14 protein-coding genes are annotated in these 22537 nt (G+C 42.5%); 10 read left to right on the forward strand and 4 right to left on the reverse strand.

The window, feature by feature from the left end:
• Nucleotides 1–231: 231 nt before the first annotated feature.
• Both OQ5_RS0100690 and rlmN read left to right on the forward strand, forming a co-directional pair.
• Entirely contained in the window at nt 232–3681 is a 3450-nt protein-coding gene (locus tag OQ5_RS0100690; RefSeq protein ID WP_016775645.1) for a hypothetical protein, read from the forward strand.
• Between the two features lie 9 nt (nt 3682–3690).
• Nucleotides 3691–4728, forward strand: coding sequence for a 23S rRNA (adenine(2503)-C(2))-methyltransferase RlmN (gene rlmN, locus OQ5_RS0100695; RefSeq protein WP_016775646.1), 1038 nt, complete (start codon nt 3691–3693; stop codon nt 4726–4728).
• A gap of 559 nt (nt 4729–5287) precedes the next feature.
• On the opposite strand, the gene OQ5_RS23315 is transcribed toward rlmN, so the two are convergent.
• Nucleotides 5288–5464: a hypothetical protein gene (locus tag OQ5_RS23315; RefSeq protein ID WP_176694044.1), complete on the reverse strand. Its 177-nt coding sequence runs from the start codon at nt 5462–5464 to the stop codon at nt 5288–5290.
• Nucleotides 5465–5640: 176 nt separating this feature from the next.
• Here OQ5_RS23315 and OQ5_RS0100710 point away from each other — a divergent pair, with 176 nt between their 5' ends.
• The 3 genes from OQ5_RS0100710 to OQ5_RS0100720 all read left to right on the forward strand — a co-directional run bounded on the left by OQ5_RS0100710 (nt 5641) and on the right by OQ5_RS0100720 (nt 11103).
• Nucleotides 5641–9924, forward strand: a complete 4284-nt coding sequence (locus OQ5_RS0100710; protein WP_016775649.1) for an ATP-binding protein — start codon at nt 5641–5643, stop codon at nt 9922–9924.
• Between the two features lie 268 nt (nt 9925–10192).
• Nucleotides 10193–10783 carry an RNA polymerase sigma factor gene (locus OQ5_RS0100715; RefSeq protein WP_016775650.1) on the forward strand — a complete coding sequence of 197 codons (591 nt, stop codon included), beginning with the start codon at nt 10193–10195 and terminating at the stop codon, nt 10781–10783.
• An 80-nt stretch (nt 10784–10863) separates the two neighbouring features.
• Complete coding sequence (locus OQ5_RS0100720; RefSeq protein ID WP_016775651.1) at nt 10864–11103, forward strand: acyl carrier protein; 240 nt, start codon at nt 10864–10866, stop codon at nt 11101–11103.
• 215 nt (nt 11104–11318) lie between these two features.
• Here OQ5_RS0100720 and OQ5_RS0100725 read toward each other — a convergent pair whose 3' ends face one another.
• From OQ5_RS0100725 to OQ5_RS0100740, 3 genes are all read right to left on the reverse strand, one after another.
• The gene (locus OQ5_RS0100725) at nt 11319–12869 is read right to left on the reverse strand and encodes a carboxypeptidase-like regulatory domain-containing protein (RefSeq protein WP_016775652.1); all 1551 of its coding nucleotides are present in this window, start codon (nt 12867–12869) and stop codon (nt 11319–11321) included.
• Between the two features lie 133 nt (nt 12870–13002).
• Nucleotides 13003–14001, reverse strand: a complete 999-nt coding sequence (locus OQ5_RS0100730; RefSeq protein WP_016775653.1) for a FecR family protein — start codon at nt 13999–14001, stop codon at nt 13003–13005.
• A gap of 604 nt (nt 14002–14605) precedes the next feature.
• Nucleotides 14606–15157 (reverse strand): RNA polymerase sigma-70 factor, encoded by a 552-nt coding sequence (locus OQ5_RS0100740; protein WP_016775655.1) that lies wholly within the window; start codon nt 15155–15157, stop codon nt 14606–14608.
• Between the two features lie 742 nt (nt 15158–15899).
• Between OQ5_RS0100740 and OQ5_RS23320 the strand changes: the two genes are divergently transcribed.
• The 5 genes from OQ5_RS23320 (at nt 15900) to uvrA (ending at nt 22524) form a co-directional block, all read left to right on the forward strand.
• Nucleotides 15900–16148 carry a hypothetical protein gene (locus OQ5_RS23320; RefSeq protein ID WP_016775656.1) on the forward strand — a complete coding sequence of 83 codons (249 nt, stop codon included), beginning with the start codon at nt 15900–15902 and terminating at the stop codon, nt 16146–16148.
• A gap of 447 nt (nt 16149–16595) precedes the next feature.
• Complete coding sequence (gene menA / locus OQ5_RS0100750) at nt 16596–17513, forward strand: 1,4-dihydroxy-2-naphthoate octaprenyltransferase (protein ID WP_016775657.1); 918 nt, start codon at nt 16596–16598, stop codon at nt 17511–17513.
• 23 nt (nt 17514–17536) lie between these two features.
• Nucleotides 17537–18529, forward strand: a complete 993-nt coding sequence (locus OQ5_RS0100755) for an o-succinylbenzoate synthase (RefSeq protein WP_255297326.1) — start codon at nt 17537–17539, stop codon at nt 18527–18529.
• Nucleotides 18526–19662 carry an AMP-binding protein gene (locus OQ5_RS0100760; protein ID WP_016775659.1) on the forward strand — a complete coding sequence of 379 codons (1137 nt, stop codon included), beginning with the start codon at nt 18526–18528 and terminating at the stop codon, nt 19660–19662. Before OQ5_RS0100755 ends, OQ5_RS0100760 begins: the two co-directional genes overlap by 4 nt.
• A 54-nt stretch (nt 19663–19716) precedes the next feature.
• Nucleotides 19717–22524: an excinuclease ABC subunit UvrA gene (gene uvrA / locus OQ5_RS0100765; RefSeq protein WP_026055050.1), complete on the forward strand. Its 2808-nt coding sequence runs from the start codon at nt 19717–19719 to the stop codon at nt 22522–22524.
• The last annotated feature ends 13 nt before the right edge of the window (nt 22525–22537 follow it).

The raw sequence follows: 22537 nt of genomic DNA on the forward strand, positions 1-22537 counted from the left end.
CTGCAGAAAAAATTGATGCAGGGAATAGTGAACTATTTTCAAATCAAATTTTTCGAGGACGCTTGTGTTTTGCCGATAATTGGGCATCGTAATAGATAATTTATGAATAATGCAGGTTACATCTTAAATCTAAAAATCTGACAATCTATTAATGTTTGGCAGGTACAAGCTATTGAATAATTACAGGGAAAGCATTAAATTATTGGGGTAAAATAATAAAACATCGACAATATGGACCTTAAAAAATCATTCGGTTTTACTGAAAAAGGGACAAATGAAGTTCCCAAACCTAAGCGGATTATTGAGTACATCAATCTCAAGCTGGCCGCGATGGGACAGCCATATTACAGATCGGGGTCAAGAATGGCTTTTCTTGAGTTGGCCAACGACCTGATCAAAAATTACAAAGAGAAAAACCGATTGCTCACTTCATATCTGTGTCCGGCTGATCAGCGTATCCAGAACTTTCTGGACAATTATCTGGCCGATTACAAGGATAAGGTGGATTTCCGGTTACCTGCCAACACGTTCATTGTGGATAACCATGGTGTGGCAAGAGCTTTGTCGCTTCCGCCGGACAAACCGGAGTTTGAATCGGATATCATAAAAAGTTATCGTCTGAAACAGGGAATACTTAATAACCCTAAAAGTGACAGACGAACCACGAAGGGGGTTTTTCACGTTGCAGAAGGAGGTTTGCCGATTCCGAATGATAAAAAGGCAGTCCCCAAAATTGCTTTTGCAAAGCTTTTGGAAGCAGCGTTACAACCTCCCCGTGAATTGCTTCAACTTCCTTTCACATCGACACAGGAGCTAAAGGCAGCGACTTTTGTTTCGCTACTTTTGAAGCCCGTTGTTGAACCTTGCATTAAAGAGGGGTGCAAAGAAAAGAGAATGGAGATACGGTTTTTTGCACCCGGAAACCTGGTAAGTAATCTTGATTTTGTGGAATCAATTTTCGGTAATGCGGGAGATCCGTATTTGCCTGAAAATGATTCGGCTCTGGATGTGGAAGGATGGACCGGCCATACCGGTTGTGTTATTCTTGCCCCCCATCTTACAAAACTGAAGAAAAAAGAACTGGGACTGCCGCATGTAAGCGAAGCAACTGAAAGGCAAAAACGTGACGGCATGTGTTGGGAAAAAGAGAATGAACTATATAATGACGGGGGAGCCTTCAAAATAACGGCACGTAATGCCGAAGGTGTCATCGTTACGCTTATCGCCGATAATTATTACGGTTATTCCAAAAAAGAAGTAAAAACCCAGATTGGCTACGCGGCTAATCTTCTTGGAAATGTGGAAGAAGAACATGCCGGTGGCGCCATTGCATTTCCTACATATAATCTGGGGGATGAGTTTTCCGATCGCAATCAGTTTGCCGGGAATGATCTTACATATGACAAAATGGTAAAATTGTACGGCGATATTATGGAGGCAAAACCCGAAGGATACGCCGTAGACAAAAAGTATAAAGATATCATCTATGTGCCTGAAAATGCTGCATTCAGCCTGATAGAACAAAAGGTCAAATGGATCAGGGATAATAAGGAGCAAAGTATCAGGCTTAATCCTAAAAATACTTACATTTTGCCCGCAGGATATAAGGTGAGAATGGATAAGAATCCTTATGTGCCTTCGTGGCGACTGATTGGCTCTGTTGCCGAAGGAACCTTTTGTCACAAACCATGTACGGTTTCAGGAGGTGGAAAATCCGAAATATCAAAGTCTATCGAAGATGCCATAATCTATGGGCCTTTCTTTACAGCCGATTTTGAAAATGATTTCAAAAAAGTAGAAGAGATCATCAATAAAGATTATTCGGATGTTTATCTGGATCATATCAAAACCGACCGTGATCGTCCCATTCTGAGTCCCAAACGTTCGCTGGGGTCGGTTATTAAGTTGCTGACACCTGCCCCCAATCGCTATAAGCCTGAATACAATGAATGGTTGCGAAGCATCCCGCATCATATCAAAGGACTGGTATATCTTGTTAAACGGTTTTACAAACAGGAGTGGGGCGACGACTGGAGAAAATATTTCTCCGTTGATATCATCGATGGCCGTTATGGTAATGAGCTTAAATTTAAAGATCGAAAGCTGGTTGCCAGTTATCTAAGGGTCGGCCTTACCAATGAAGGAGCCTGGCGAACATTCAAACTAAGACAGGATTACATCGCTTCGGATAAGTTACAGATGGAAGATGATATAACAGCTTCAACAGTAGTTCCTGTATCACGGCTGGAATACCTTTCTCCTGATTTTCATTATCCGGCTGCCAAGTTTACCTATAACTGCGAGTTCAGGTTTTTCCAGAGACCCGACGAAGCCATTCACAGGGGATACGACAAACAGGCAGAAACAGACCTTGCAACCCCCAATACCTTTATTTCAAACTTTGAACCGCTCACGGTGCAGGATGCCAGGGAAATAATGGATAATGCCATTGAGTTTGATAAGTATACCAGGCCGATGAAAGAGCTGATCAAGGAAGTGGTGAAGAAAAAGGATTGTACCTATTTTGTTTCATCTTCTCATCCCCGAATTGTTGACGGGAAGCCATCGGCCAATGTTCGGTACCTCCAAAACCGTCCCGGACTTATCAAGCATCGCGATAATTATATTGCAGAAATGGGTACACGCCTGTTCCGGAAAATACCTCTTGATAAGCCGGTATTGTATCCGGTAAATGCTGTATTGGGCGGACGTAGGAATAATCCCCCTCAGCCGGGCATTCGTTCCCTTGCAGTATATAATCCCATTCATTATCAGGAACTGCCCGAACTGTTCATGGATTTCGTGTGCAGTCTTACCGGAAAATCTCCTTCAACTACCGGAGCCGGCTCCGAAGGAGCTCTCACAAAAGGCCCGTTTAATGCATTAAGTCCGATTACTGACCTCAACAATGCCCTGGTGTCATTTATTCTTACCGGTTATCCGGGATTTACTTCCGCAGCAGGGTATGTTGGACCTCACTACCGGGTCGACCACGATATCAGCTTGCTGGTACCTGAAATATGGAGTCGCCTTCATTCTGAAGAGACACAACCGAAATTTCTGATGGAGCATGGTTACCTGGAAAAACTGGAGGACTTTGAATACAACGGACAAAAAGTTCTTGCTTCAAGACTGGGTTACAGGATCACAGCAAAATTTGCCAGAACATTTTTAGGCAGGATTTTTGAAAATCCCGATTCCGTTTTTAATGATGAAATGCTGAAGCCGGAAACTCAGGATTTGGATGTTTTTGTGGATGGCATAAACAACATCGTAGAAGCACAGCAATGGGTGGCTGAAAGCTATTTTAAAGATGGAAGTATTGAGGGGGCCGTTCCTCCGCTTAAAGCTGTTCTTCATATTATGGCTTATGGTAATTACAACGGTAAAGGAATTGAAGATCCCGAAATTCGCCGGTTGTTTGATCGCGATAATATGCTTGCCAGCGATTGGTATCATGAACGCCTTACGAACAAACAGCTTGGTGATATTACTCTGTGGCAGAAGCACCTGAAATACTTACGGGAATATCTGAATAAATGGCCCAACCTTGAAGATGATGTCGTGCAAAAAGTTAAGGCAAGTATTGAACTGGCAGAATCGAATATTAAATATTTTAAATCTGCCGATTATCTTAAATCGCTCGAGGGCTACATCGGTCTCGATACTTTTGTGAAATAATGCCTGTCTATGGAACCACTCTTTGGAAAAACATTAAACGAACTGAAAATTATAGTCGCAGAAAGTAATCTTCCTGCTTTTGCTGCCAGACAGATAGCTCAGTGGCTGTACCAGAAGGGAGTGACCAATATTGATCAGATGACCAACCTCTCAAAAAACGGGCGGGCCAGGCTGAAAGAAAAATATGAAGTGGGGCGGGTTGAGCCTTCAAAAGTGCAGGTTTCATCGGACGGTACCAGGAAATACCTTTATCCGGCACATAAAGGTTTGTTCATAGAATCGGCTTATATTCCTGAAGATGATCGCCATACCCTCTGCATTTCGTCGCAGGTGGGTTGTAAAATGGGATGTCTTTTCTGTATGACAGGGAAGCAGGGGTTTCAGGGACAATTATCAGCAGGCGAGATTGTTAATCAGGTGTTAAGTCTGCCTGAAAGTGAACTATTGACCAACGTGGTTTACATGGGAATGGGAGAACCAATGGATAATATCGACAATGTTCTGAAAAGCCTGGAAATATTTACCTCCGATTGGGGGCTGGCCTGGAGCCCCCGGAGGATAAATGTTTCAACCATTGGTATTGAACCGGCCATGCGGCGTTTCATAGAGGAGAGCGAGGCACACCTTGCCATAAGTCTGCATACGCCTTTTAACGAAGAACGGCGACAGCTAATGCCGGTCGAACAAGTCTATCCGATCGAGACCATTATTGAAACGCTTCGGGAATACGATTTTGGTCGTCAACGACGCATCTCTTTCGAGTATATCATGTTCGACGGGGTAAATGATACGCCGGCTCATGTCAGAGGGTTAACAAAACTTCTAAACGGTCTCCGGTGTCGAATTAACCTGATACGTTTCCATCCCATACCGGATTCTCCGTTACGAGGGGCTTCGGACTCTAAGATGAAATGGTTTGCCGACCAACTCAAAAAAAAGGGACTGATCACTACCATTCGCCGTTCAAGGGGAGAAGATATTTTTGCCGCTTGCGGGTTGTTGTCCACAAAAAATATGGTCAAACAAGATACAGATGTAGATTACTAAGCTCTTTTGAAACTTTTGTTTTTGCCTGACTCGGAGTTCAAAAAAACGCTATATCAATCATTTTTTATGCATAGCTAAATGTTTGTTTAGCAGGAGAGTTTTAGTAACAAACTAAAAAATAAGTGTTTAAGAGATATTTTTTGCATAAATTTAACTTCTCTCTGTCAATTTTCTGCAGGTTGGCTGTTTTTATCTGTCTATTTCCTACTTCTGCCAGGCTTTTGTTTCTGATTTCCGGCCATTGCGCAAGGCTATGAACGTCGCCCGTTTTGGCTTCCCTCCATCCGCCGGTCAGGGAAGCTGACAGGTCACCGCGCCTTTTAAATAGTGCTTGTCTATAAACTCGCATAAACTCTTACAATATGTGTGTCTGTTCAGAAAGTGCCAGTTGCAAGGCTTGCGAAGTCCGAAAATACGGAGTTTACTTCTCGTAAATGAGTAATTTTCGGACGAGCGTAACACAGTAAATGGCACTTTATGGACAGATACTAAATAGTTAAAGTCTGTCAATATCATGACATTCTTTTGAAAAGCAATAAGGTGACAATTTACATTTAACTTAATTCTGCCTGTTGCATTGTTTGCGCAAATGCAATTTAAGCGTTTCAATGAATTCCTTTCGTGGCGACACAAGAATATCTTTTACATTGGGTTCGGGGAGTTTCATCAATAAACTCTGTAAATAGAGACTTTTTGATATGATAAAATCCAATTCCATAGTAGAATTATTGTTCATAAGCGTAGCTGTTAAAAAGTTTGTAGAATTAAGAAGTTCCCGGGAACATATTGAAAACGAAATTTGGAAGAAAAAATTATACAAATAATCAGTATAAATTAAATAATAAAGGCGGGAGATAAGTTGATGAAAATTTCCCATTTTTGTATTGTCAAAGAAACCTGATCAGGTGTTATATGCTCAAAAAAACAATAAATCTTTTTAAGTCGAATGGTTCCATCAGTCAGAAAGTACTTGGCGGATATCTTATCAATCTGTTTTTGTTGATATTCGTTGCAGGTGCCAGTCTGCTGGGTATTTCCCGTTTGAAAGATTGGGTAAGAAGCACTGAAAAGGTTAATCAACTCTTGAATCAGATATATATTTCCAGGATTCAGGCTGAAAATCTGACGCTTAAAAGTGACACCACTACTACGTTGGTTGTTGACAGCCTCACTCAAGAGATCGAGAGTCTCCTTCAGGATGCCCGTCAAAGTCATCTTAATAATAAAAGCCGTGATGAACTGGCTTCCATCGATAGCTGGCTGGAAAAATATAAGGAATACTGGCTTTTGGTCATGGCTTTGAAAGAACAGCGCAGTGATGCGGAACAGCGCATGGATTCTCTTTTTCAGGACGTTTTTGCTGCGGCAAGAGAACCGTTTCCCCGCCGGCTGACATGGGACAAAAAATTGGAGGGAAGCGAGCGTGAAGAATCTGAGTTGTATAATGACCTTATGTTTCAATTGCTTCACCTGAAGGAAATTGAGAAACAACTATGGAATTATCCGGAAGATAAGATTTCCCGGGAGACTGTGGATGCTGTCTTTAAAAGGATTTTAAGTCTGATACCTCCCGAAGGAGTTGTCCCACCCAATTCCTCATCGTATAAGCCTTTGCTGCGCATGCGCCGTGGTCTTGCCGCTTATCAAACCGAGATGCGTGAGCTCGTAAGTGCACTTGAGAATATTGGAAGAGCACAGGAGTTAATGGATCAGAGTTCCCGCAACATTCAACACGCCGGGGAGCAGGCCAGCCATCATCAGACTCATGCCATGGAACGCTGGGTAATTATTGGTTTTGTTGCGCTTTGGGTCTTTATGTCCCTTGCCATTATTGTGGGGGTATGGCTGGCTGTTATTTTTTACAGGAAAATCAAACATGATGAGGAGACTCGTGAACACGCCAACAGGCAGCTTCAAACCAACCGGCAATTACTGAATGATATCATTAACAACAGTTCTTCACTCATATATGTAAAAGACCTGGAGGGACATTACTCCCTGATTAATCAGCCTATGGAGGAGACACTCGGACTTGAGGCTCATCGATTGATCGGTCGCAGGGATGAAGAAATTTTTCCTGAAGACATTGCTGCCTTACATAGAAAAAATGATGAAGAAGTATTAAAAGCCGGCCGTTCCATTCAGAAAGAAGAGTTCTTTCCATCGGGAAATTCGCGACGTATTTTTCTTTCCAATAAGTTTCCCATCAGGGATCGTGACGGGAAGATCACTTCGGTTTGTGGTGTTTCAACCGATATTACTGAGCTTCGCCAGGCCTTGCGTGATCTGGAACGCAGCCGTGAAAATTATCGTAACATCGTTACCAATGTACCGGGTATTGTTTATCATTGCCGAAACGATAACAAACGTACCATGCTCTTTATTAGCGGAGGCGTTGAGAAAATAATTGGCCTGGGAATTAATGCTTTTATCCAGGAAGGGCAATCTATCGTTCCGTTTATTGAGAAGGAAGATGTTCCGAAAGTAATGGAAGCGCTCAATAAAGCCATTCGGAGTCAGCGATCATTCGAGATGGAGTACCGCATCCGCGATCTGTTTGGAAATCGCAAATGGGTTTATGAGAAAGGGCTTCCCGTAACCGATAAAATAACAGGCGAGACCACTTTTCAAGGGGTTATCATAGATACTACAGCTCAGAAAGAAGCTGTAAATGAGATTATGGTACGCGACCGTCTTCTGGAAGGCGTTTCCGAAGCATTAAAAGAACTCATAGCCAGTTCTAACTTTAAAGAGGCCCTTCAGCGAGCTCTCAGGGTTTTGGGGGAAGGAGCCGGCGTTGACCGTGCTTTTGCATTCAGGAATTACCGTAATGAGCCGGGCAACCTTCTGTTTAAGCATTTTGTTGAGTGGGAGCGTTCTTCTGTAGAGCCCGTTCGCCGGGATGATATGGTTGATCTCTCATACGAGAATATTAATCCCGTTTGGTTTTTCCGGCTGAGTGCACAAAAGGAACTTGAAATTGCATCAAATGCCGCTTCGCCACGTGAAAAATCTTTTCTGCGTAAGATGGGGGCTTCATCGGTGCTGATTGTACCTGTTTTTGTTCACGATGTATTCTGGGGATTTATTGGCTTTGCCATGGAATTTAAATCGGGCGGCTGGAGTGAGTCACAAAAAACACTTTTTAAGGCATTTGCAGTAACCATGGGACTAATGATTGCCCGTTATGAAAGCGGCAGGGAACTACAAAAGGCCAAAGAGGCAGCCGAAGCTGCTACCCGGGCAAAAAGTGATTTTCTGGCAAGGATGAGTCATGAGATACGCACACCGCTCAATGCCATTATCGGCTGGACTCACCTGGCACTCGAAAAACCGGGTATGCAGGGACAGAACGATTATCTGAAACGTATTCAGTCCTCCTCACGTTCATTGTTGGGAATTATCAACGATATTCTCGACTTCTCAAAAATTGAGGCAGGCCGGCTTGAACTTGAGTATATTGATTTTGATCTTGAACAGGTGCTTCAGAATCTGGCCGATATGGTGCTTTTCAGAGCCAATGAGAAAGGACTTGAACTGGTTTTTGACATTGCACCTGATGTGCCTTTAAGTCTGGTCGGTGATCCGTTGAGACTGGAACAGGTTCTGGTTAATCTTGTAAACAATGCCGTGAAATTTACCGATAAGGGATATGTCAATGTTAAGATAAGGGTGAAGGCCACGAAGAGTGAAAAAACCGAATTACTTTTTGCGGTTGAGGATACAGGAATAGGACTGAAGGAGGAACAGAAGAATAACCTGTTCAAGGCCTTTTCCCAGGCCGATGTTTCTACCACACGAAAATACGGCGGTTCCGGGTTGGGGCTTGCCATCTGTAAGCGAATTACGCAAATGATGAATGGCGAAATATGGGTAGAAAGTGAATATGGTAAAGGGAGTACATTCTTCTTTACCGCCACAATCGACCGGCAACTTATCCAGAAAAAAGACCAGATGCGGCATGCCTTTGAAGTAGCCGGAGATGATGCCATGATTGCCTGCCACAACGCCAAAACAGCTGCGAGCATTAAGGGAATGCTCTGTGACTTTGGTTTTAAAGTGCTGCGAACCTGTTCCTACAGCACCCTTGTTAGCAAATTAAAAGATATTAGCCCCGATGACCCTCTTTGGTTGTTGTTTATAGATTGGCTGCTGATAGAGAATAACAGTAAGCAGGTTATTAAAGATTTGATAAAGTATAACGATCGTTTTGAACACCTGATTATCATGTCGTCTCCTTTTCATGAGGAAGATTTTCAAAAACAATGGGAGGGAGCTGGCCTTTCTTATGTGGTAATGCATAAGCCTGTCAATTATTCGATACTGTTTGATGCATTAATGGATGCAATGGGCGGTATTGATATGCCCGAACAGTCAACTGGTCAGAAAATCAGGAATTACCGTGACTATCTTGTAAAAGAGAGACCACTAAAACTATTGATGGTTGAAGATAATGATACCAATCGCCAGCTGACTGTGGAATTACTGTCCATGGCAAATATTAAAACCGACGTTGCTCCCAGCGGCCAGGATGCCTTGGATCTGGCCGCACAGCACAAGGGGAAATGTCCTTATGATATTATTCTGATGGATATTCACATGCCCGGAATGAACGGGTATACAGCAACACGCCGGATTAAAAGAATAGAGGGATGGGAGGAAGTGCCGGTGGTTGCCATGACTGCAGAAGCCCTTGGTGACGTGGAATCACAATGTCTTCAGGCCGGAATGACCGGTTTGGTAGGTAAACCCATTGATCCCGATGATCTTTTCAGGGTTATTTACCGGCTGGTTTTCGGAGAGCCCGAGGACTCCGGAAAAGCCCTGACTCATTCGGAAAAGGGACGGGAGTACAAATTTCCTAAAATTGAAGGATTGGATGTTCAGGCTGGTATCCGCCGTATGGGTGGGCGTTCCGACTTGTATAGCAGACTGCTAAAAGGTTTTTGCCACGATTATTCTGATTTTGAGACGAAGATTAATCAATTGTCCGAAAAAGAAGATGATGAGGAAATTGCACGGATACTACACTCTCTGAAAGGTATTGTAGGCACTATGGAAGCCACTGGTCTTTATGATCTTGCACAAAACACCGAAAAGGCCTTTAAAGAAAAGACAACAAACTATAACAAATTAAAAGAAAAACTCGTAAAAGAAGTTAATCGTCAAATTAAACAAATCAACAAAAAAATTTAACGTTTGGAAATTTGTGTTTTTTTTTGTTATTTCGGCGATGTATGATTGCGGTATAAAGAGCATATTTTTGTGAAAATCAAGGCGTTTTAAATTTTTGCACCGAAGTTAACTCGTTGTTAATGAGGATGCAAGAATTTAAAACAACAAAGGGTTTGGTAATAAAGATGCTTTTTAGACCCGGTTCATGTATTTAAAGATATTTTGATTGTTAACCTTCAAACTAAGAGCCTATTGAACAGTTTTACAAGCTAATTCTAAACTATTGATTATGACAGATTTGAAAATACTGTCTGATGAAGAGCTTGTAAAAAAGTTTATCTCAGGCGATACCCGGTGTATTGATTTATTAATTGACCGGCATCATCAGAGAATTTATTCATTCATTTTTTTAATGGTTCGTCAGCGCGATCTGGCGGAGGACATCTTTCAGGATGTATTTGTAAAGGTGATTCATTCGCTTCGGTCAGGCAAGTATGCCGAAAACGGCCGTTTTACATCCTGGGTAATGCGCATTGCTCACAACCTGGTCATTGATTATTTTCGCAAACAGAAGAACCAGCAAATGATATCCAATGACCAGTATTCGTATGATATTTTTAATCACACCAGGTTTTCGGAACACACTATTGAAGACAAGATGGTGCACGAACAGTTATTGTCCGAAGTTGCTTCGCTGGTAGAAATGCTTCCCAATTCTCAGAAAGAAGTCATTAAACTCCGTCACTATTTCGGGCTCTCCTTCAAAGAAATTGCGGAAGAAACCAACGTCAGTATCAACACTGCGCTTGGCAGAATGCGCTACGCATTGATCAATATTCGAAAAATGATGGAAGAGCGAAAAATGTCTTTGACCATCTGAGAAAAAAATTTGAGTTTTCCATACGTGTTTCTTCTCTTTCGGTTGTCATATTAATAAACCAACCAAAAGAGAGTTGTTATATGGATGCAAAAGAGATTAGAAGAAATCTTTACAAGGTTTTCAGGCAGACAGGTATTCCCCGGGATGTGATTGATGAAAAGGCCTCTTTAAAAGATGATTTGTTTATGGACGATGTGGACATGGCATGTTTTCTTTTTTACCTGGAGACACGTTTTAAGGTTGAGGTAAAGAATGAAGAGTTGCCAAAGCTTAACTCTGTTGGTTCAACAATTAATTATCTTCAACAACATTGCGCATAACCACTATCGTTGTTGCATTTTTTTGAATTTACAACAGTAGGATTACGTCCGGAAGGTTCATCTTGTTAATCTTTTTGTTGGAGGGAGTTTATATCGAAGTGCGTTTAAAGGTGTGAACGCATCATTGAATTGCAGACAGTTAATTTGGTTTTAAAACAACACGCACCAAAGAACCGGCCGGTAAGCTTGACTTAAGAAGAGTTTTCCGGCTTTGTTTATTTCTCCGGCCTGTCTTCTTCGGGTTTATCATTTCTGAATATTTTTTCAATCGATTCGTCCGGACTAATAATATTGTATCGTGACCAAAAATCAGGATCGTAAGTTTCTATCTGATCGGAAAGGATATAATCTTCCCTGAAGGCTTCAGACCATCTGAGTTCCTTTCTTTCGCCGGGCCGTAAGTCGGTGATCAGCATTTCGGAGACAGTATTGAAAACCGTTCTTACTTTTTTTTCACGGTCAATAATCTTCATACTTACTTCTCCCTTTACACTATTCAACACCCATTTGTCTTCCCATGGGCGGTAGTCGATATGATAGCGGGCAAAGAAAGGACGTGTGCGGTATCGTCTGCTGTCTCTTCTAATCAGATACTCCCGGCTTTTGCGGATGGTTTTTCTCGTCATTTCAAAGTCTGCACCGACGATTGCAAAGGTTTCTTCATCAACTCTTATTTCTCCTTCATACAATAATTCGCCCGTGTCGTTAACCGGCTCAAAACCAATTACGAAAATATTACGACCATGTTCATAGTCCATCCTTTTGAATGAATATTCGTATCGGGAGTTACCTTCCTGGTCGGGTAAAAATCCGCCTTGTCTTACAATATCCACCCGGCTGAACAGCAAGGGGCCACCCTGAAGTTTGAAGTTGATCACTTCCATATCACCTTCGGCTTTCCCTTTCCTGCCTTTGACGAATCGAACTCTCTCAAGGGCATAATCCCTGGAATAAGGCGGTTTGTAGATTTCAATTACTGCTTCTGAAACATCTACATATATGTCATCCTGTTGAATACTTTCCCTGAAAAAGGCCGTCAGAATGACCGGCTCGGAAGAATAATTAAAAGGTTTTTGCCTGACAACCTCTTCCATAATACGGTCGGCCCTTACATGTCTTACCAGCACTTCAGGCAATTGGACGGAGGTTTCCTTAAGTGTCACAGTAACCAGAGTATCATTAGGCGGTATGGTGATATATTTTCTTAAATATCCGAGATTGGAAAAAACCAGCTTTTCACCAATGTACCCGGGTGGCAGATATATGCTGAATCGTCCTTCACTGTTGGTGGCTGTTCCGATGGTTTTACCCTCCACTCCGATATTGACCATTGCCATAGGTTCCCGATCCAGTGAGTCAATTACCATTCCTTCGATCTGAACAGATTGCTTTGGCAGACGAGCAGGTTCAAATGAAAGAATAATCTGTTTTTCCATCTCATGTACCCGCAATTGATCATTTTTCAGGTGCTCCAACAGAAACTTGTCCAGATAAACCGAGTCTGCTATGGCAAAGATAATACTGTCTCCATCAATGACAGAGGCATCGTAAGAAAAGGAGATGTCAAAATCGGCCGAGAGAGAGTCAAGAAATGCTGAGAAACTGAGACTGTCGTATGAGAAGGAATATTTTTGTGACAAAATACTGTTCTTCTCCTGGGAAAAACTATTCGGTATTTCCCATGCAGACAGCAATATCAGGCAGATAAGAGCTCTTAGAATCCGGCCTTTTATTGATGTTTTTGTGTATTTTAAATAGTACAGCATATCTCAAATCGCCTGGTCTGGAAACTGTGTGTTGTATCCGGGATGGGTGAGCCTTTGCCGTGCTGATATTTTTGCCGATTCATATCCGGAACAGCGATCGGTCAAAAGGCTTAGTCCTTATGTTGCTCAGGCATCATGGGGTTGCTCTGGACAAAAACACGGTGTCTCCCTCTCTTTTTGATTGCAGATTAAAGGTAACACAAACCACCTCAAGAACAAAATCCAGGGAGTTTTGACTAAACCGTGCCGTGAGTTTCTCGTCGGTAAGAGTAGTATCTGAAATTTGAATATTTACTCCGTAAACTCGCTCTAAAGTTTCGGCGACGACAGGTAACGGTGTTTCATCAAAGCTCATCTTCCCTGTGAGCCATGCCAGTATGTTAGGATCTGTAGATGGTTTTATCACCAGTTCTCCGGATTTTTTATCAAAAAGAGCTGTTTGCCCTTTTTTTAATATTTCAGCGGCAGATTTCGCAGAAGCTGATACTTCAACTTCTCCTTCCAACACCGCTACTTCGGTGACATTCAGATTGGGATAGGCTCTTACATTAAACCGTGTCCCGGTCACTTTAATGGTCATGCCGCCAGCATGGACAATAAATGGCCATTCTTTGTCGCCTTTTACCTGAAAATATCCTTCCCCATCGATTTCAACGATTCTTTGATCGTCATCAAATGGTTGATTGCAACTGAATCTTGAGTCCTTGTTTAAAGTGATAACGCTGCCGTCGTTAAGCACAATTTCTTCCTGAGTATTGTTCGCAACAATCAGTGATGATTTGTGATTTTCCGCACCGGGTATAATAAACCACAGGAGTCCCACCAGCAACACCAGCGATGCAGCCACTGATAACCACAATCTGATACGGGGGGATGGTTTTCCGGCCATCGATGCGGATTCATCCACAGTGAAATGCCGTACCTTCTCCCATGCTGCATTGGTGTCGATTGTTTTCATTACCAAAGCATCTTCACCTTTTTCCCAGCTTTGTTTGATTTGCTGCCATTCTTCGCGGTTTTCTTTACCGGCTTTCAGCCATTCTTCAAATAAGCCGCGGTCTATTTCATCAGCTTCACTGCTGAGTATCCTGGCAGCAAGTTCCCAGTCAATATGGTATTTTCTATCGGTCATCACTTTGTGTTAATTTTCTTAAACTATTATACTACAATAGATCGTTAGATTTTAAGATATCAGATGCAGTCAGAAGGCAGAAAATGCAATGTCTTTGGCACATTATGTCATCTTTAGCGAGTTTTACCTGGTCATTGTTAAGATTCTTTGTCGTGCCTCCTTCCCGATTAAAATCGGTACCAGTCGCATGCTCCTTGCAGAATGATATAAGGCGATCTGACATTCTGAGCAAAGCGAAGAATCTCTTATTTCTAAAAATCTAATCATCTAACATCCTGTAAAAATTCTTTGCGAGTTTGTAGACAAACATCTAATAATTAGTGCTTATCTATAAATTACGCAAAACTTGTTTCTGATCATGTGTCTGTTCAGAAAGTGCCAGTTGCAAGGCTTGCGAAGCCGCTAAAACCGGAGTTTACTAATCGTAAATGAGGATTTTGGCGGCGAGCGTAACACAGCAAATAGTACTTTATGGACAGACACAAATTAATATGTCATTGAAAAATCTTTGTAAATCTGTGATGCAATCTCAACCTCAAACTTAGCCTTAACCTCAACCTTAGCCTTAACCTTAGTTCTGGACTCAACCTCTAATCCGTCTTTATCAGACCAGCTTGTGTTTCCTCTTTTCAGGGCTAAAGGCTTCACGCAATGTTTTTAGTGCTTTTCCCATCTGAACTTCCACTGTCTTTGGTGAAATTCCAAGTGCAGCAGCAATTTCTTTATATTTCAGACCGTCGAAACGGCTCATTTTAAATATTTTTTGCCGTTGAGGGGGCATCTCATTAATGGTTTTGTCTATTTTTTCCAGTAATTCTTCCTTCATTCCGGGTTCTTCATCTTCGACCATTGGAAGTTGAAACTGCTCTTCAACAGATAAATGATATCGGGTTCGTTTTATTTCATTGATACAACTGTTACGTACAGCCATCATCAAATAAGCATTCAGAGATTCAATTTTCAGTTCCTTTCTCTTTTCCCATAGTTTTATGAATACCATCTGAACCACATTTTCCGCTTCCATACGGTCGGGAATGAATTTCAAGGCAAATACGACCAACCGGGCATACCACGAACGGAACAATTGTTCAAAAACCTGTTCATCCCCCATGGCTATGAGTCGAAGTATTTCTTTTTCCGTTCGTGGTTTTTTCATCCGTATAATATTTAGTTATTAAGGTCGGATGGAACTCGCGATTTCTTTATACATGCCCTTTTGTGGCAGTTTTCTTTGTAAACAAAGCGGCAAAGCCGAAGGAGAAATCAAAGCTCCATGCTCGTTTCATTCGTATATAATAAATCTAAATCATTGGCCGAATGAAACTCGCATGCAGGTACTTATACATGTTCTTATTGTGTCAAACTCTGCCATGTTCGTTTCATTATTAAAATCTGATCTTTAAGGTCGAATAAAACCTGTCCCGGGTAATACGGGGCTTGTTTCATTTTCAGCCCGGTTTTTTACGGCAAATCCTGAACCTCATGGTGCGGAACTATGTTCTGTCATTAGTATGACACAAAGATGAGAATAAACCCTTATTCGCAAGTTATAATTTTATTCGTATATAATTTATTTTTTTAGGTCGAATGGAACTCGCATGCAGGATTTATACATGTTCTTTTGTGACAATCTTTGCAATGCTCGTTTCGTTCTTTTTGACTAAAAAGGTTAATTTTGAAGAGCCTTAGCACCATAGTCCGTTCGAAGATGTCTAAACGCTGAGACGCAATGACGCAAAGTATTCATTATTAGAAAGTTATTATTTCACTTTCAATTATATAAATAATTAGTGCTTGTCTATAAACTCACAAAAATATTTTCACAATATGTGTGTCTGTTCAGAAAGTGCCAGTTGCAAGGCTTGCGAAGTCGCCAAAACGTAGTTCACTTTTCGTAAATGAGTATTTTGGCGGCAAGGGTAACACAGCAAATGGTACTTTATGTAGAGGTTGCTGAAAAAGTCAGCAATCTATTTCATTTTTGGCATTGCCCTAAAAAGAACCAAAAAGGTCTGGTCCGCTTAAACCTGGCTCCCCGCGAAAGCCAAAATTTCCGGCCATTGCGAAAGGCCATGAACGTCGCCCATTTTGGCTTCCCGCCATCCGCGGCCCCGGAAAGCGGACAGGCCATCGTGCCTTTAAAATAGTGATATGTTGACAATTAACATTTGATTAATACTTCGTTAAATTTTGCAATCTACTATAGGTCAATTGTTTGTATCTAAGGAGGTTTGATTATTTAAATGCAGTATATTAATGTTGTAAAAATCATCTTACATCTTATATCTAAAAAATCTCATGATCTATTGATTTACAGGGGCAAACATTTTTAAAGAATTGCATGAAAAACCTTGCACCTTAAATGGAGCTATGCGATGTAAGTAATTTATTATTAATTATTTAAGTTTTATTCAGCAAGCCCTATGTACAAGCACTAATAGAAATCAAAAAACACTAGTAATATGTTTTTTAATTTTTCTGGTTATTGCTTTGTGCATGTTAGTCTTTGTAATTCACACTACTAATTATTGACTAAAAACTATTGACTAAATTACTTATATCTAAAAATCTAATGATCTATTAATCTAAAATACATGGCACTAAATATCAAAGCCTGGATTATTTCTTTACGATTGCGGACATTACCGCTGGCCCTTTCCACTGTTTTCATGGGTTCTATACTTGCAGCGGGAGCGGGTTGCTTTGAATGGGGGGTGTTAATATGGGCATCACTCACGACACTGTTTTTGCAGATTTTGTCGAACCTGGCCAATGATTACGGAGATGCCCTGTCGGGCGCCGACAATGAAGAAAGACAAGGGCCGAGGAGGATGATACAAAGCGGTGTTATTACCCTGAAGCAGATGAAAAAAGCGGTTATCATTACAGCAACTCTTGCCCTTATTTCAGGCATAGTCCTTATTTTAGTTTCATTAAAGGGCAGACAACTGGCAGCTTTTGCGTTTTTTGTAATGGGCCTTTTTGCCATTGCTGCTGCAATACGATATACTGTCGGGCGAAATCCTTATGGATACAGAGGATTTGGTGATTTTTATGTATTTCTCTTTTTCGGACTGATGGGAGTGGGGGGTACATTTTTTCTTCATGCCGGCACATGGGAATGGCCGGTTTTACTCCCTGCCTCAGCAGTCGGGTTGTTCAGTGCCGGAGTGCTGAATCTGAATAATATAAGGGATATAGAGAGTGACAAAAAAAGCGGTAAGAAGACTTTACCGGTTATGATGGGCAGAAAACCGGCAGCATTTTACCACCTTGCGCTTCTTGTAATGGGTTGGGGCGCATTTCTTTTGTGGTTGATAATTTTCCAGGATGATAATGTTGGTGCCTGGTTGTCGTTGATTGTTTTGCCGGTTTTCGTTCTGAACGCCATTTCGGTATTTCGTTTTCGGGCACCTTTGTCAGAACTCGATTCTCAATTGCGAAACCTTTCTCTGGGTACGCTTTTTCTGGTTATTCTTTACGTAACAGGTTCATTGTTTGTTGTATGTTGAAAGCTGATTTCCGACCATATAAATTGAAGTTCAAAACCCCGGGAGGAACTTCAAGGGGGGTGCTTACCGAAAAGCAGAGTTGGTTTCTTACCATTTATGATGATGCTGCTCCCGGGAAGCAAGGAACAGGAGAATGCTCGGTTTTGCCAAAGCTAAGTTACGATGACCGGCCAGGGCTTGAAAAAAAGATTGAGTTTGTTTGCAAAAATGCTGATGCGCTCAGGTATAACTTTCATGATGAATTACGTGACTGGCCATCATTGCGCTTTGCCGTTGAAACCGCACTGATTGATTTGTCAACTCCCGGCAGTGACATCCTGTTTCCTTCGGCCTTTACCCGCGGTGAGCGTGGTATTCCGATCAACGGGTTGATCTGGATGGGAGATCCCGAATATATGTTGCACCAGATAGAAGAGAAGATATTGGCGGGCTTCACTTGTTTGAAGATGAAGATAGGTGCGATCGATTTTGATGAGGAATATCGTATTCTCGAGGCTCTAAGAAAGAGTTTTTCGCGAGACCAACTGGAGCTTAGAGTGGATGCCAACGGGGCATTTTCACCCGCTCAGGTGCCAGAGATACTCGATAAACTGGCACGAATGGATATTCATTCCATAGAGCAGCCCATAAGAGCCGGCCGCTGGGAAGAGATGGCTGCTTTGTGCGAGTCGTCGCCCATCCCAATTGCGCTCGATGAAGAACTTATCGGTATCCACGAAATTGAAGAGAAGAAGCAAATGATGAACACCATCAGACCACATTACATTATATTGAAACCCAGTATGGTTGGGGGTTTTAAGGCCTCCGAAGAGTGGATTCAAATAGCTGCTGATAACGGCACAGGATGGTGGATAACATCGGCTCTCGAAAGTAATATTGGTCTTAATGCCATTGCACAGTGGACCTATACTCTCGATAATAGTATGCCTCAGGGGCTTGGCACCGGACAGGTTTTTTCTAATAACGTACCATCGCGCCTTTATACCGATAAAGGTCATTTATGGATGACTGAATGATGCTACACAAGTACAGAAAATACGGACAGCTTACTATTGCCGGACAAACTTACAGTCCTGATGCACTATTTCATCTATCGGTAGAAAAACTTGCCGATGAAAAAGCACCTGCCTGGGAAAAAGAAATGTTTCGGTTTATTTCAGAATGGCTGAGTGACGAAGACACCATTTTAGTGCAAACATCCGGCTCTACTGGGCCGCCAAGGAAGATGTCAGTTAGGAAAGATGCCATGCTCCAATCGGCCTTTAACACGATTGATTTTTTTGGTCTGACTCCCGGGATGTCTGTCCTTCTTTGCCTTCCGGCCAATTATATTGCGGGCAGGATGATGATCGTACGGGCTTTTGCGGGTGGACTCGATCTTGTTCCTGTTCCGGTAACCGGCAGGCCTCTGCAACATCTTTCCAGGCCGGTAGATTTTGCAGCAATGACACCGTTGCAGATGATGAATGAGCTTTCTGCCGAAACATCGCGCCTTCATCTTCTGAGAACCGTGATACTGGGCGGGAGTGCTGTTAGCAATGAATTGGCCCGGAAATTGAAAAACCGGCCTTTTCGTGTGTGGGAAACTTATGGCATGACAGAGACATTATCGCATATAGCATTGAAACCTGTTAACGGGAATGAAAAGAGTCCCGATTACTCGCCGATAAATCGGGGCAGGCTATCAGACATTAAAAATAAGCTTTATACGAATGAAAAAAACAGTTTTTTCACGCCTTTGAAAAATGTTCACGTTTTCACGGATGAGCGTAACTGCCTGGTAGTGGATGCCGCCGGTATAACCAATCAACCGGTTGTTACCAACGATATTGCTGAAATCAAAGAAAACGGAACATTCAGAATTAAAGGGAGAATTGATAATATAATTAACACAGGCGGCATTAAGGTTTCTCCCGAGGAAATAGAACAACGTTTGTCGGGTTTAATTCCGGAGCCCTTTTATATTTCTTCAAGACCACATCCTTCACTGGGTAACGAGATTGTTCTGGTAGTTCCCCGAAAACCGGATAACGTAGACGCCTTGTTACAACACCTCAGAAATGTTTTGCCTCCTTATCATGCCCCAAAAGATGTCGTTGTGAAACAGCCCTTCAGAATGACTGAAAGTGGGAAAATTAAAAGAGATTAACAATATTCCCCTCATCTTTTGGTATCTTTGCAGGTCAATTTTGATTACATAATAATGGAAAAAACTAAAGCAGTTGCATCCAAATATATCAGTATAAAAGGGGCGAGAGTACACAACCTGAAGAATATTGACCTGGACATACCTCGAAACCATTTCATCGTTATTACAGGGGTCTCGGGTTCGGGGAAAAGTTCTCTTGCATTTGACACCCTTTACGCCGAGGGGCAACGCCGCTACGTAGAGAGCCTGAGCGCCTATGCCCGTCAGTTTCTTGGAAGGCTTGACAAGCCTGAAGTGGATTACATTAAAGGCATACCTCCGGCCATTGCCATAGAACAAAAAGTGAATACACGGAACCCGCGTTCAACTGTCGGGACTTCTACTGAGATATACGATTACCTGAAGCTGCTTTTCGCCCGCATTGGTCGTACTTACTCACCTGTCTCCGGGAAGGAAGTGAAAAAGCACAGCACTGAGGATGTAATTGATTTCATCAACAGCTATGAAGATGGTACAAAAATGGCCATTCTTGCCCGAGTTTCAACACCCGGAAACCGTAGTTGTGCGGAACACCTCTCCGTTCTGTCGCAGCAGGGATTCAGCCGGGTGGAATCGGAGGGAGATTTCATGAGGATAGAAGAGCTTCTGAAGGATAATGAAAAGCTGGAACAATGTAAAGAGATCAACCTGGTAATCGACCGTGTCAGTGTGAATAAGGAAGACGAGGATACCAACTCGAGACTGGCAGATTCTGTTCAGACGGCTTTTTACGAAGGTGAAGGTGAATGTCTGGTAAAGGTGTTTAGCGGCAGGGAACCCGAAACATTTTTCTTTTCGAACCGGTTCGAAGAGGATGGGATAACTTTTGAGGAGCCGACCGAACATACGTTCTCTTTCAATAATCCCATAGGTGCGTGTCCGACTTGCGAAGGCTTTGGAAATGTTATAGGAATCGATGAGGACCTGGTTATTCCGAACAAAAGTCTTTCCATTTACGACGATGCTATTGCCTGCTGGCGGGGAGAAAAAATGGGACAATGGAAGAATCTTTTGATTCGGAATGCACATAAATTCGATTTTCCTGTCCATAAGCCTTATTATGAACTATCGCAGGAGCAGCGACAATTGTTATGGACAGGCAATCAGTATTTTCATGGGCTGAATGAATTTTTTAAGCACCTCGAATCCAAGCAGTACAAGATACAATACCGGGTAATGCTTTCCCGTTACCGGGGAAAGACGGTTTGTCCCGATTGCCGGGGAACCCGCCTGAAAAAAGAAGCTATGTATGTTAAGGTGGGCGGAAAAAGCATTCACGAACTGGTACTGATGCCGGTATCTGATCTTGCCGGTTTTTTCCGGAAGCTGAGTCTTGAGGATCATGAGCAAAAAGTGGCCAGGCGGTTGCTTACAGAAATTAACTCTCGGCTGCACTTTCTTAATAACGTTGGATTGGGATATCTTACTCTAAACCGGTTGTCTTCGACGCTTTCGGGAGGTGAAAGTCAGCGCATCAACCTGGCAACGTCTCTCGGCAGTAGCCTGGTTGGTTCTTTGTATATTCTGGACGAGCCCAGTATTGGGTTGCATCCGCGCGATACGCATTTGCTGATTAATGTCCTCAGGCATCTGAAATCGCTTGGTAATACCGTGATTATAGTAGAGCATGATGAAGAGATTATCCGGGCCGGTGACGAGATCATCGATATCGGGCCTGGTGCAGGGCAAAATGGTGGAAAGGTAGTTTTTCAGGGCAATTTCAGGGAGCTGGAACATACACCCGAAAGCCTGACTACTCAATATCTTAAAGGGGTCAGGAAAATAGAACTCCCATCGTCACGAAGGCCGTGGAACAATGCTCTTGAAATCGTCGGAGCCCGCGAAAACAATCTGAAAAATATCAATGTAAAGTTTCCACTCAACGTTTTACATGTCATCACAGGCGTGAGTGGATCGGGAAAATCGTCGTTAATCAGCAGGATATTGTACCCTGCACTGAAAAAGATTAAAGGGGGATATGCCGATAAAACAGGTGATTTCGACCTTCTTAAGGGGGAAACCAACGCCATAGCCGACGCTGAGTTTGTGGACCAGAATCCCATTGGTAAATCGTCACGTTCTAATCCCGCCACCTACCTGAAGGCTTATGACGAGATACGCAAACTTATGGCCGATCAACAGGCGGCAAAGATAAACGGTTTTAAACCGGCTCATTTTTCGTTTAACGTTGATGGCGGACGTTGTGAAGAGTGCCAGGGAGAGGGAACCATAAAAATTGAGATGCAGTTCATGGCAGACATTGTTCTTACGTGTGAAAGTTGTCAGGGAAAGCGTTTTAAGCCCGAAATACTGGATGTTACCTACCGGGGAAAGAACATATACGATATTCTTGAAATGACGGTTAACCAAAGCATAGAATTTTTTGGACAGGCAAAGGGAAATACGGAGAAAAGGATTGTGAACAAGCTAAAGCCTTTAGCCGACGTAGGTCTGGGATATGTACGCCTTGGACAATCGTCAAGCACATTAAGCGGAGGCGAAAGTCAGCGCATTAAGCTGGCATCGTTTCTGGCTCTGGAGAAAGCCGATCCGACCCTCTTTATTTTTGATGAACCCACAACCGGCCTTCACTTTCATGACATTCAGAAATTGTTAAAAGCATTTCAGGCATTAATCGGAAAGGGGCACTCAATTATTGTTGTAGAACACAACATGGAGATTATTAAATCGGCCGACTGGATTACCGATTTGGGGCCCGAAGGAGGAAATGAAGGAGGGCATGTGGTGTTTGCCGGAAAACCGGAAGACCTTGTAAAAAACGGAAAGGGGCATACCGGGAAATTTCTTGTTTCGTACTTGTGATGAATAAATATTT

The organism is Anaerophaga thermohalophila str. Valhall, from assembly GCF_000250735.1.
Lineage (GTDB): Bacteria > Bacteroidota > Bacteroidia > Bacteroidales > Marinilabiliaceae > Anaerophaga > Anaerophaga thermohalophila_A.

What these genes read in the sequence shown, in the direction of transcription:
- OQ5_RS0100690 (WP_016775645.1), top strand. Translation starts at nt 232, where the DNA reads ATGGACCTTAAAAAATCATTCGGTTTTACTGAAAAAGGGACAAATGAA.
- rlmN (WP_016775646.1), top strand. Translation starts at nt 3,691, where the DNA reads ATGGAACCACTCTTTGGAAAAACATTAAACGAACTGAAAATTATAGTC.
- OQ5_RS23315 (WP_176694044.1), bottom strand. Translation starts at nt 5,464, where the DNA reads ATGAACAATAATTCTACTATGGAATTGGATTTTATCATATCAAAAAGT.
- OQ5_RS0100710 (WP_016775649.1), top strand. Translation starts at nt 5,641, where the DNA reads ATGCTCAAAAAAACAATAAATCTTTTTAAGTCGAATGGTTCCATCAGT.
- OQ5_RS0100715 (WP_016775650.1), top strand. Translation starts at nt 10,193, where the DNA reads ATGACAGATTTGAAAATACTGTCTGATGAAGAGCTTGTAAAAAAGTTT.
- OQ5_RS0100720 (WP_016775651.1), top strand. Translation starts at nt 10,864, where the DNA reads ATGGATGCAAAAGAGATTAGAAGAAATCTTTACAAGGTTTTCAGGCAG.
- OQ5_RS0100725 (WP_016775652.1), bottom strand. Translation starts at nt 12,869, where the DNA reads ATGCTGTACTATTTAAAATACACAAAAACATCAATAAAAGGCCGGATT.
- OQ5_RS0100730 (WP_016775653.1), bottom strand. Translation starts at nt 14,001, where the DNA reads ATGACCGATAGAAAATACCATATTGACTGGGAACTTGCTGCCAGGATA.
- OQ5_RS0100740 (WP_016775655.1), bottom strand. Translation starts at nt 15,157, where the DNA reads ATGAAAAAACCACGAACGGAAAAAGAAATACTTCGACTCATAGCCATG.
- OQ5_RS23320 (WP_016775656.1), top strand. Translation starts at nt 15,900, where the DNA reads ATGAGTATTTTGGCGGCAAGGGTAACACAGCAAATGGTACTTTATGTA.
- menA (WP_016775657.1), top strand. Translation starts at nt 16,596, where the DNA reads ATGGCACTAAATATCAAAGCCTGGATTATTTCTTTACGATTGCGGACA.
- OQ5_RS0100760 (WP_016775659.1), top strand. Translation starts at nt 18,526, where the DNA reads ATGATGCTACACAAGTACAGAAAATACGGACAGCTTACTATTGCCGGA.
- uvrA (WP_026055050.1), top strand. Translation starts at nt 19,717, where the DNA reads ATGGAAAAAACTAAAGCAGTTGCATCCAAATATATCAGTATAAAAGGG.